A 12,702-nucleotide genomic window follows, 5' to 3' on the forward strand; every position below is an offset into this window, starting at 1 on the left:
CCTCCTTCTCAGTTATTTAGCTTATGAAATTTATGTTTTCTTCATGATACAATCAGAAATTATGCCATCAACTCCAGATTGTAGCCACTCGTTTGCTTCATGCTCGTCATTTACCGTATAAACAAACGTTTTCAAACCTATTTCTTTAAATTCTGAAATGTCTTCTGCTGAAATTAACCGATGATGAGGATGAACGGCGTACACGTCGTAAGGCTCAAATCCCTGAACATAATGTCGAATGTTATGCATTTTCTGATTGACAAGTACACCTATTTTAATCGATTCATTCAATTGTTTTACGTTGTACAGGCAACTATGGTCAAACGAAGAAACGATCGTTTGTTCAAATCTTCCGTACCTTTCAATCGTTTCGACGACCGCTTTTTCAATTCCTTTATAAAAGGACGGGATGTTTTTAATCTCAACATTGATGAGCACGTCTTTAGGTAGCGCCTCAATTACTTCACCCAAGGTTGGCAGCGTCTCATCTTTATATTTAGGATGAAACCAACTTCCTGCATCAAGTTGTTGGAGTTGTGTTAGTTCATACTCACTCACCAAACCCTTTCCATTCGTCGTGCGTTGCAGGGCTTCATCATGAATGATCACAAGCTTGTTATCTTTCGTTAAGTGAACGTCCAATTCAATCCCTGTTGCTCCATGCTTGATGGCTTCTTGAAAGGCTGCGATCGTATTCTCTGGTGCGATCTGTGAATAGCCTCGATGTGCGATAAACATCACTACACCTCCATTGATTATAAGTAATGTTATAAAAGGTGCCACACGGATTCCGTTGTGACACCTTTTCGTATTAGCGCTTCATTTCGCTCGTTAAATAGTTTTTGACCGTTTCGACTGCAATCGGGATCGCTGCTTCTTTAGGGTTTAATGTTGGCTCATGTAACCCTGCTTCTCCATCTACGCCTAGCCAGAACATAAATCCTGGAATTTCATCAAGAAAGAACCCGAAGTCTTCCCCTGTCATCGCCTCTTTGCTCAATTCAAATTGAACGTTTGGGTCCGCCTCTACAAAAGCAATAAATGATGATACACGTGCTTCATCATTCCACACTTGTTTGTAGCTTGATCCCCACTCAACATCAACGTTACATTGAAAGCTTTTTGAGATACCTTCTCCCATGTCTAGGATATTTTGCTTTACAAGTTGCATCGCTTCTTTTGAGCGTGTTCGAATCGTTCCTTCAGTATCTGCACGGTCTGCAATAATGTTTTCTTTTTTTCCGCTTTCGATTTTACCGATGGTGATGACCGCACTATCTAATGGGTTGATTCTTCTTGAAATAATCGATTGAAGTTGCGTCACCATGTAACTCGAAGCGACGACCATATCATTCGCATCATGTGGGAATGCAGCATGGCCACCTTTTCCTTGCAAATGTAAATTAAATTCTCCTGTATTTGCAAATAACAAACCTGGCTTCGTTGAGATCGTTCCTACTTGGCGAAGTGGATCAACGTGTAAAGCATCATCCAATCTGGTTTCCATTGTTTAAAGATCGCTGATTGCATCATCGGCTCTGCGCCACCAGGTCCTTCTTCTGCAGGCTGAAAAATAAACAATAGATTGTCTATTGGCTGCTCATGAGCAAAATAATTCAAAAGAGAAAGCGCAATCGTCATATGAAAATCATGACCACATGCATGCATAAACCCCTCATGCTCTGAGGCAAAAGGCAGTCCTGTTTTTTCATCGACAGGAAGTCCATCTATATCCGTTCGATAACCGATGGTTTGGGACGGATTACTGCCTTGAACTTTAATAAAATACCCTGTCTCAAAAGGTTCAATCGTTAAGTACTCTTGAGGCATATCGTCCACTTGTTTTTTTAATGCGAGCACTCGTTTTAACTTCTTCAAATCCAGGTTCAGGAATTCTGTGAAAATCCCTTCTTAATTCGATCATTACGTCATCACTATAGATCATCGTCTCACCTCATGATTGAAAAGACTCCCGTTTGTTAGCCAAACGGGAGCATACGATTATTCTTCTTCTTTTAACTTGCGAAGTTCTTGCTTAATTTCAGTCTTTCCACGTGTACCTTCGTCAATGTCTTTGATAACACGCGCTGGTGTACCAGCTACGACTTTGTTCTCTGGTACATCTTCTGTAACGATTGCACCTGCAGCGACAACAGATCCTTTACCGACACGTACGCCTTCAAGAATGACTGCATTTGCACCGATCACAACATCGTCTTCCACGATCACTGGTTGTGCTGATGGTGGCTCTACAACGCCTGCTAGTACAGCACCCGCTCCGATATGACAGTTCTTACCAACTGTAGCTCGTCCACCCATAACAACGTTCATATCAATCATTGTACCTTCGCCAACAACCGATCCAATGTTGATGCTTGCACCCATCATAATGACAGCATTGTCACCAATCTCAACTTGGTCACGAATGATTGCGCCTGGTTCAATGCGCGCTTTAATGTTTTTCATGTCAAGCAAAGGAATCGCAGAGTTACGACGATCGTTCTCAACGACATAGTCTTCAATCTTCGCTTCGTTTAATGCAGCTTGAACTGCTTTCCACTCACCGAATACGACAGCTCCCTTTTCATTCGGGTAGACTTTCGCACCTTCACCGAAATTACTATTAGATACATCACCGTTAAGGTATACTTTTACCGGTGTTGATTTCTCTGATTCAGAAATAAACTTAACAATCTCATGTCCGTCCATCATTTTCATAATTCATTTCCTCCAAACACTCTCGTAGTATCAATTTTCCTATTCTAGATTATCACATTCGTAGTGTGAACAAAAGCTTAAGGTTCTCGCGAACGCTCACCTTCCACGTGTTCTTCGTCTTCAATGATCTCTTCTAGGCTATCATGAGTTTTGACGTAGAGGTCTCGTGCTGGTAACGCGAAATCTACCCCTTCTTCATGTAAGATTTCCACAATCCGCAAGTTAACCCCTTCTTTCACAATCAGCCACTCTTCCCAAGCAGTCGTTTTCGTGAAGAAATAAAACATTAATTCAATTCCCGACTGATTGAAATCGTGTAATCGAACAAAAATCGTTTCTTGATCAATTCCTTCATGCTCTTTCAACTCGTTTTCAATACGTTCACGTGAACGTTTTAAAGAAGCAATGGGTGTTTCAAATGGGAATTGAATTTCAAATGCAATTTGGCGTTTATTCATTTCAGACCAGTTCGTAATCGGTTCATGGGCAAGTGTAGAATTCGGGACGGTTACGAGCCCTTCCGAAAACGTCCGTACCTTTGTACTTCGAAACGAAATGTCTTCGACAATCCCCTCTACAGTTGGTGTTTCAATCCAATCTCCCTTCTTGAATGGTCGCTCTGTAACGATGATAATACCACCAAAGAAGTTCCCGATCGTGTCTTGAGCAGCTAAGGCAAAGGCTAGTCCACCTAAACCAAGACCAGCGATAAAACCGTTAATGTCGAAACCCCACGTATCTAAAACCACAGTTAACGTTAAGGCAATGATAATCGCTCGTAATATCCTTGATAAAAACGGTACGAGCATACTGTCTTCGTCTCCGTCTAAACGCATGCTAAGCTTTTTAAACATGTTAGACGTCGTTCCTGAGAAGTTAAATAATCCCCAACCGATCGTAATTATAATCGTCGTTCTAAACACCGTCGTAATTAAATCAAAGCGTCTACTTTCAACGGCAGTTGGGTCTGCTGGGAATAAGTACAACAAAGCAAGATAAAGCCCTAGCGTAACGAAGAAAAACCGGAGCGGCTTTTGATAACTAAGTAAGAAGTTTGGAATGACTTCACTTTGACTTTTCCTAGATATTCTTAGTACGAAGGCAAAGACATAGCGCGTAAATAATTTGCGCAGGAATAAAAACATACAAATGATTAAAAACGCAAACACAAACCTTAACCACGGGTAACTCTCTATTGACTCATAATATAACTCAACCATGTGAACCTCCAAAACGAAAAAAAGAGAGAATCATTCGATTCCCCCATCGTCTGATCTCTTATTCATTGTCATGTTGACACTTTTATGCGTTCTAATGTAAGTACATGATCTAATAATTCATGTACTGCCCCTTCGTCCAATCGCTTATCCCACTTACCTTCTCTGATTAACAATGCCTGTTCAATCACTTTCGAATTCTTCCAACGTTTTAACGCCCAAGTCGCGCCCTTCGTTTTGGAAGTCATTCGCCCGAGCTCTTTAAAGCACCAAGAACGGCAAGCATTTAGGACAGCTTCATGACCGTACGGATCATAAAACGGGTGAAATACATTTAGTTTATGTTGACGAAGTGACCCTTTCATTGCCTCGTTTAACCATGGCACAGGTACTTCTCCAATCACTTCTTGCGCAGGCTTTCCTGCGATCAGTTTTCCAGATTGATAACAAATGGTAAAATCCATCAGCAAACCTTCATCCATACCTTCATGCTTCATCACAGCGTCAAGACCTCGCCTTTTAATTAGCACGAATTCATAAGATGGCAATGAATGAGGATGGGTTACTTCTTCTTCAAGAACACATAAAAACTCAAGTCCATTTCCAGGTACTTCAAGTTCTTCCTCACTTAACAATTCCAGTAATCTCTGTTGGTCTTCTGCACGAATTGGACGATTTACGACACAGAATATGTCTAAATCACTAACCTCCTCGTCATAATCACCTAAAACCTTCGAGCCACTCAAGTACAAGCCTGTGAGGCGGTCTTTAAGAACCGTACTTACCACTTCTTTTAAATGACGCAAATAATCGTCAATCTGGTCATCCATGATCAGCATCTTCCTCCATCCATATCATTAAGTATGATTTATCTAATGCATATTTATATGCACTTAAGAATATGTTAGCTGATTGTTTGAGATGTTGCAATCAAAAAGAAAAAGAACGAGGCAAAAGCCTCGTTTCAATGGGTCCGTTCATATATAGGAGGGAATTACATGTCACTGATACAGACCGGGGGTATGGCACTTTCATTCGATGGAAAGAAGTAAAACATCGGCGGATATGTCTACTTCCTTCCATACGATATCTTATGCAAGCTACCTTATACTCTAGTAATGACTTGACCTACTCTAGCAATATTTCCGTCATTGCCTACTGAATTTAATCATTAACGATCACAAGAGATATAAATCGTTCCTCTAAGACGTGAACGGCTTTTTTTCTTTTTCTGGCTTTCGACCACAATCAGGTCTAGATTCTCTTTCTTTTGGGTACCAAGGTGCAGCAGCTTTTGATAGCCACTTTCGAAAACGTTATCATCGTTCCCGCAGCCATGATTACGATCCTCACGGTTACGATCATCGCGATTACGATCCTCACGACATGAACACCCGTTCCAGTGATGACGAGATTTTCCCATTTAAATACACCTCCTTCGTGAAAATAAGGAGCACGAAGTACGTGCTCCCGGTAAAAAGATTAAAGATTAGTCGTCACATTCGATTTCAAAACGAATGCGGCAACGCTCTTCGCGTCTACATTTGTCTTTCTTCTCACAGCAATCATAATCATAATCATAATCTCTCTTACATCCACAGTGACGACGGCGCTCACAACCACAGCCGCGACCATGACCACGACCACCTTTGTTGTTACCACCGAAACATCCGAATAAGTTATCCCAATGATTAAATGACATTTATTTACTCTCCTTTAATCAACCATATTTTTGCTTACAGTTAATTCTATGTAGCAATGGAACATGCTTTGTAATTGAAAGACCTAGATTAAAGGAAAAACGAGCAAAACGTCTATGAAATTGGGTAGTTTCATAGACCATCGTCTTTATGATGGAACAAAAAAACTGCTGAGAAATTGTTCCTCAGCAGTAAAAATCGTTATTCTTTGTCGTTTTTATTTTCGTCTTTATTACGACGAACAATCGTATCTAGAAGATCAAGAATCTCATCTTTACTTAAATCATCAGCACGAGTTTCTCGTTTTTGCTCTGACACTGGTGACGAATCCTCTGTGGATTGTTCGTCAGTTGTTGTTTTCTCTTCAGCGTCGTTTAAGTCTTCTTCTGATGCGTAACGACGTTCATCTTGACTTGTTTCGCTTTCTGGATGTCGATCGTCGTATTGTGGGTCTACGTGATCTTTGTTGCTCTCTTTTGTAGCTGTTAAATACCTTCTCTCACCATCACGATCATCAACGACGACATACGGTTTCTTTGATCTCGTTTCTTTATCAAACAAACTGTACATAACTGGAATGAACACGAGTGTGAGTAGTGTACTACTAATTAAGCCACCAATGACCGCAATCGCCATCGGCTGTTGCATCTCTGCACCTTCACCCATACCAATTGCAATTGGTACCATACCGAGAATCGCAGTAACAGACGTCATCACAATCGGTCTCGTTCTTAATTGAACGGATTCAACTAAAGCATCATACGTTGACATCCCTGCTCGTTTACGTTGATTTACGAAGTCGAGCATAACGATCCCGTTGTTAACAGCAATACCGACGAGGATAATGATCCCGATAAACGCGGTAATCCCGATTGCTGTTTGCGTTGCAGTTAAAGCAATCGCAACACCAATAATGACGAGCGGTACAGTAAGCATCATAATAAATGGTAACTTAAAGGACTCAAACTGTGCAGCCATAATCAGGTAAATAAAGATAATCGCTAATGCAAGTGCTAAAATCATACTTGCAATCGCATCATCTAAAATTTCTTGTTCCCCACCAAATGAGAATTGTGCACCGTCTGGTAACTCAATTTCTGCAACAGCTTCTTCAATTGATGCGGATACATCACTCAAAACAGCAGCGGTCGTGTAACTTACTGTAAATTCAACAGCTTCCTCTTGGTCCGCTCGCTGAATTGACGCTGGACTTTCACCGTCAGATATCTCAGCAACATCTCCTAAGTTTACCGTATCACCTTCACTGTTTCGAATGGTTAATACTTCAAGTTCTTCAATCGTATCGGTGTAACTGCTATCTAAACCAACGACAACTTCATATGTGGAAGACGATGCATTTTCGTCGTTCTCTTCCTCGTCTTCGTCATCGCCATTGCTCGTAAGCTGAACGAGTGCGATCGTTTCACCACGAGTTGCTTCACTCACTTGACTCGCAATTTCAGCAGGCGTTAGGCCATTCTCTAATGCCTCATCAGAATCAACGTCGATGGCGATCTCTGGAATTGTTTCCTCAATACTCAGTTCAACATCGTTAATGATGTTGTAATCGAGTAATTCATCTTCTAAGTCATATGCAAAGTCGTATAGCTCTGAACGATCTTCATGAGAAACGATAAATGGTACGGTATTCGCTTCGCCACCCATCGCAGCAGACATCGTATATGCGCTTAATTCCTCAACACCATCATCGGCACGTTCTAAATCGCGAGTAATTGATTCAACGAATTCCGCATCCGTTAATGTTCGCTCATCCATCGGTACGAGTGAAACGATAATCTCCGCAACGTGAGATTGACCATTTCCGCCCATATCCATTGAAGAGCCACCGATGGTCGCAGAGTAATCGGCAATTTCTTGGTAATCATCGAGTACTTCTTCAATTGCCGCAACGGCTTCATCCGTTCTTTCTAAACTTGTTCCTGGCTCCATTTCAACGTCAACATTAAATGAGCTTGATCACTTTCTGGCAAGAGCTCCGTACCGACGGTAAAGAGTCCTGCAATACCACCAAATAAGAGCAAGAATGTGATGGCAATGACTGATTTACGATGAGCAAGCGACCAGTGGGTCATATTTTCTAACCAGTTCATCGATTTGGAATTACGACGTTTATCTTCTATGTCTTCATCTGGTGTTTTTAGCACACGACTTGCAACCATCGGTACGACGGTAATTGCAACAAGTAATGAAGACAATAAACTAAACGATACTGTTAAAGCGAGCTCTCTAAAAATGTCTCCTACGATGCCTGAGATAAAGACAATTGGTAGGAACACAGAGATGGTCGTCAATGTCGAGGCGACAATTGCACCAAAGACTTCTTTCGTTCCTTCACGCGCTGCGTCTTTTGGATCCTTGCCTTTTGATAAGTGACGGTAAATGTTCTCGATCACTACGATGGCGTTGTCAATAACAAGACCGATCCCGAGTGCTAAACCACCGAGTGTCATAATGTTTAGGCCAATGTCTAAGAAATACATGAACGCAAACGTTACAATGACTGAAAATGGAATAGCAAGCCCGATAATAAATGGTGTTTTCAAGTTTCGAAGGAATAAGAAAAGCACCGACATCGCGAGCACACCACCAAGAATTAACGCTGATAACACGCTATTAATCGCTTGGTTAATAAAGTCACCTTCGTCATATAAAGTAACGACTTCTAGATCTTCATAGTCACTATCATTTAATAATTCATCAAGTCGATCGTTCACTGCATTTGACGTTTGTGTCGTGTTTGCATTGGATTCTTGCATGATCGACAGAGTAATTGCTTCTTCTAAGTTGGCTCGTGTAATCGTTGATTGTTCTTCAGTAACGACATCTACTTCACCAACATCATCTACTGTTACTTGATCCCCACTTCCTGGATCAACACCAACCACGACTTCTCGTATGTCTTCAAGAGTTGTAAGCTCACTGATCACACGCGTTGTTAGACTAAGTTCGTCTTGTTCAACCGTTCCACCAGGCATTGATACGTTGTTCGCCTGTATGGCACCTGTGATATCTTCTTGCGCCAGTGAATAATCGTCCATAAGCTCTCGATCAAGATTTATTTCAACGATTTCACTTAAACTTCCCGCTTCGTCAACGCTAGCGACACCAGGAATGTTTAATAATTCATCTTCAAGACTAAGTACATCATCTTGGAAATCAATCACATCGTCACCAGAAGTAACCGCGAGTTGCATCATTGGGAACATCGATGGGTCAAACTGTAAAAAGCTCGGCTCATCCACATCATCTGGTAAATCAACTTGCCTTAGTGTATTAATAATCTCCAGCTCAACATCACTAATGGATGTATCCCAATCGAACTGTAAGATAATCATGGATGTTCCTTCCATACTGTTCGACTGCATTAGTTCTAATCCAGTCGTTCTGGAAAGCTGATTTTCAATTGGTTCGGTCACTTCAGATAATACTTCTTCAGGACCTGCGTTTGGATAACTCGTAACAACTGCTGCAACTGGTGGTTCTATGTCTGGAATTAGTTGCAAAGGCAACCTAGTTGAGGACACGATTCCCATAATGATAAAGAGAATCATGACCACAATCGTAAATACCGGACGCCTTATGGAAAAGTTCGTCATGCACTCCACCCCTATTTCATTTCTATCTTTACTGATCATACACATGAAACATGAACTGTATATGACTTGGGACATTTGTCATCAGTCGTTCACATTTTTATTTTTCATTATTTGTTTCGTTAATGGATACGTACATGCTCGTTCCAAGGTTACGTTTACTTTCTACTTTAATACTAAACTTATGCAAATCTAAGATTCGCTTAACGAGGGAGAGCCCGAGCCCATTCCCACTGATCTGTGGTGTTCTCGATGTATCCACTGTGTAAAATCTCTCAAATACATATGGCAAATGTTCTTTCGGGATGCCAATGCCTTGATCTCGAAAAACAATTGTAAATTTTCCACGGTCATTTTTCGCTTCAATATCAATAACCCCACCTCGGTCGGAGAACTTAATTGCATTTGTTAGTAAGTTCATCCACACTTGCTCCATTAAATCTTGATCGGCAACGATCAGAATTTGAGGAAGGTCGATGTTAATCGTTATATTTTTTTGTTCCCATAACAATTGGGTGGAAAGAACGACGCGTCGAATTTGTTCATCAACTAAGTATTCGTGCTTTTCAATGGGATGATGTTCTGACTCGAGCGAAGCGAGTTGGAGTAAATGGTCACTCAGTCGTGAAAGTCGTTGCGTACTTGAATGAATAATATCTAAGTACTCTTTTTGTTCATCTTCTTTTACGACACCGTCACGAATTGCCTGAACGAATCCATTAATTGTCGTCATTGGGGACTTAAATTCATGCGAGACATTGCTAACGAACTCTTGTCTCATCGTTTCAATTTGTTGTAGTTCTTTGGACATATAATTAAAATTGTCGACGAGCTCGCCTATCTCATCTTCCCTTTTTTTCTTAATGTAAACCGAGAAATCACCTTTCGCCATTTTTCTAGCTGCATTGGATAATTGATTGATCGGTGAGATAATTGGGGTAGACGCTACTAGAAACCCTAAGCTACCAATAATTAATACGATCATCAATACGACTAGGACAATATGCCGAACCGCTTCTGACTCCTCTGTAATGTCAAACTGGTAAACAAACGTATAATTTTCGCCCTGAACTTCTTGTGGAGCAACGACTTCAAACATGTCTACATCACTTCGAAATGTAAATGCCGTTTCTAATTCGTTGAGACGATTTATGCGCTGAATAGACGTCGTTGAAATAGAGCTCGCTTGTTCAGTTAAAAAAGCCACATCACGATCCCCATCAACTGCAATCACTTCGGCTTGATAAGACTGTGCTAATTCCTCAATCTCCTCAAATGAATCAAGCTCATTAGCTTGAAGTACGGTATTCATTCCTGATTCAATACTCGTAACCGATAATTCAGATTGATAATGTTCTGGGTACATGAAATAAGCATAAACGTAAGCGATCAATAAACTGACAAATAAAACGACGATAAACGTAATAACAATGCGTACATGAAAACGTTGTCGCCACAGTAGAAATAACATTTAATTCATCGCCTCGAGTGCATAGCCTAACCCGCGCACAGTTTTTATTGATAACTCTGGTAAATGGCGAATTTTTTTTCGCGTAAACGTTTGATATGTACATCTACCGTTCGATCGTCACCTGTAAAATCGATTCCCCAATTGATTCAATTAATTGTTCCCTCGTAAAAATCTTTCCTGGAAATTTCGCTAGATGAAAAAGTAACTCACATTCCTTCTTCTTTAAGACCACAACGTCATCGTCTTTCATAACTTGGAGGCGGTCTAAATCTATCGTATACGCTCCAATTGTTGTGGCCTGCTGACTTCCACTGTCTGAACGCTTTAGTAGAGCTTTCACTCGTAACGTCATTTCGATCGGATCGAACGGTTTTACTAGATAATCATCCGTTCCGGCATTAAATCCGTTGATCTTATCTTTAGACTCTCCTTTTGCTGTAATCATTAAGATTGGAATCGACGACTGTTCTCGAATGGATTTCGTTAATTGAATGCCATCAAGTTTCGGCATCATTACATCAATTAATGCTAGTGAGACGTCTTGCTGCTTCATGTATAGTAGTGCTTCTTTCCCATCGCGAGCCTCGATTACTTTATAACTTGCATTTTCTAAGTATAAACGGATTAACTTTCGAATATGTGCATCATCATCAGCAACAAGGATTGTCGTCACATCAATCCCTCCTTATCCCTTTAGTGTATACCTATAACATGAACTGATTATGACAAATACGACCAAAAATCGCAAAAAAACTGCTACTAAACCCGAAACAATTAGATTTTATTCGTATTTTTTATTGTAGTTCTATTTAATTTCAAATATAATAGTAATGCAATTCAGAAAATTATAAGGGGGCTTATCATGATTAAATTTCCATTGCGATCCGGTTTTTTTGGTAGCGCTTACATCTTCATTTGTTTTAGCAGGTTGTGGCATCGACTCTGCCAGTGATGACTTGGACACTTCTGAAGGTGAATCACTAACAGGTGCAGAGACGATTGATGAGGAAGACTTAGATTCTGATGAAACAGAAGGCTCCTCTGAAAACAATGAGGATGTCATTACGATTGAAGTGGGACATGTTGCTCCACCAAACGAAGCGTATTCCATTGGCATGGATGCATTTGCCGAACAATTGCTAGAAGAGACAGATGGGAATGTGGAGCTTTCCATTTATGGCGGGGGTCAGCTCGGTGGAGAGCGAGATATGGTTGAGCAAATTTCATTCGGAACATTAGATATGGGCCTCATTACTTCAGGTCCCGTCGGTAATTTCGTACCTGAACTAGCAGTATTAGAAATGCCTTTCCTGTTCGAAAGTACTGATCATGTTTACGAAGCGGTGGACGGTGAAATCGGTGATGAGTTACTCGGCTATATGGAGAATGCGAATATGGTAGGACTCGGAATTTGGGAAAACGGCTTCCGTCATTTCTCAAACGATTCTCATCCAATAGTGCACCCTGATGATTTATCAGGTCTTACAATGCGTACGATTGAAAATGATATGCATGTCGATACGTATAACGCATTAGGAGCGTCACCAACTCCGATTGCATGGCCAGAAACGTACTCTTCAATCCAACAAGGAATTGTTGATGGTCTTGATACGTCTTACGGGGTATTTGAAAGCGGGAATCTATTTGAAGTGCAAGACTACTATACAGAAACGAACCTCTATTATGCATCGGCTTACTTAATCATGAATCAAGACCGTTTCGACTCTTTGCCTGAAGATATACAAGACACATTACGTACGTTAGGTCGCTCATTTGCTAGCGAGCAGCGAGCCATTAATCAAGATATGGAAGTCGAGCAAAAACAACATATGATTGATGAAGGTATGGAAATTGTTGATCATTCAGAAGTTGATATTGAAGCGTTTCGCGAATCAGTACAATCTGTATACGATCGTCACGCTGATTCCTTCGGGGACTATGTTGAGCGTATTACGAATTTAAACCGTTGACAATAGAAGGTA

8 protein-coding genes and 3 pseudogenes are annotated in these 12,702 nt (G+C 40.8%); 1 reads left to right on the forward strand and 10 read right to left on the reverse strand.

The window, feature by feature from the left end; all coding sequences use genetic code 11:
• Positions 1–30: 30 nt before the first annotated feature.
• The 10 genes and pseudogenes from JCM19055_RS11845 to JCM19055_RS11885 form a co-directional block, all read right to left on the reverse strand.
• Positions 31–738, reverse strand: a complete 708-nt coding sequence (locus JCM19055_RS11845) for a glycerophosphodiester phosphodiesterase (RefSeq protein WP_042359864.1) — start codon at positions 736–738, stop codon at positions 31–33.
• A 73-nt stretch (positions 739–811) separates the two neighbouring features.
• Positions 812–1,924: pseudogene (locus tag JCM19055_RS11850) on the reverse strand (N-acetyldiaminopimelate deacetylase).
• Between the two features lie 77 nt (positions 1,925–2,001).
• Entirely contained in the window at positions 2,002–2,718 is a 717-nt protein-coding gene (gene dapD, locus JCM19055_RS11855) for a 2,3,4,5-tetrahydropyridine-2,6-dicarboxylate N-acetyltransferase (protein ID WP_042359865.1), read from the reverse strand.
• A gap of 77 nt (positions 2,719–2,795) precedes the next feature.
• Positions 2,796–3,938 (reverse strand): mechanosensitive ion channel family protein, encoded by a 1,143-nt coding sequence (locus JCM19055_RS11860; RefSeq protein WP_042359866.1) that lies wholly within the window; start codon positions 3,936–3,938, stop codon positions 2,796–2,798.
• A 68-nt stretch (positions 3,939–4,006) separates the two neighbouring features.
• Positions 4,007–4,765 (reverse strand): aminoglycoside adenylyltransferase domain-containing protein, encoded by a 759-nt coding sequence (locus tag JCM19055_RS23820; protein ID WP_052366267.1) that lies wholly within the window; start codon positions 4,763–4,765, stop codon positions 4,007–4,009.
• A gap of 341 nt (positions 4,766–5,106) precedes the next feature.
• Complete coding sequence (locus tag JCM19055_RS11870) at positions 5,107–5,358, reverse strand: hypothetical protein (protein ID WP_042359867.1); 252 nt, start codon at positions 5,356–5,358, stop codon at positions 5,107–5,109.
• A 59-nt stretch (positions 5,359–5,417) separates the two neighbouring features.
• Complete coding sequence (locus JCM19055_RS27350) at positions 5,418–5,570, reverse strand: hypothetical protein (protein ID WP_193745402.1); 153 nt, start codon at positions 5,568–5,570, stop codon at positions 5,418–5,420.
• A gap of 266 nt (positions 5,571–5,836) precedes the next feature.
• Positions 5,837–9,327, reverse strand: a pseudogene (locus JCM19055_RS31720) (efflux RND transporter permease subunit).
• Positions 9,328–9,349: 22 nt separating this feature from the next.
• Positions 9,350–10,720 carry a cell wall metabolism sensor histidine kinase WalK gene (locus JCM19055_RS11880; protein WP_052366268.1) on the reverse strand — a complete coding sequence of 457 codons (1,371 nt, stop codon included), beginning with the start codon at positions 10,718–10,720 and terminating at the stop codon, positions 9,350–9,352.
• Positions 10,721–11,393 (reverse strand): annotated as a pseudogene (locus JCM19055_RS11885) (response regulator transcription factor).
• Positions 11,394–11,613: 220 nt separating this feature from the next.
• Between JCM19055_RS11885 and dctP the strand changes: the two are divergent.
• Entirely contained in the window at positions 11,614–12,690 is a 1,077-nt protein-coding gene (dctP, locus tag JCM19055_RS11890; protein ID WP_052366269.1) for a TRAP transporter substrate-binding protein DctP, read from the forward strand.
• The last annotated feature ends 12 nt before the right edge of the window (positions 12,691–12,702 follow it).

The sequence above is a fragment of the Geomicrobium sp. JCM 19055 genome, assembly GCF_000698185.1.
In the GTDB taxonomy this organism is placed as follows: Bacteria; Bacillota; Bacilli; order Bacillales; family Marinococcaceae; genus Geomicrobium_A; species Geomicrobium_A sediminis.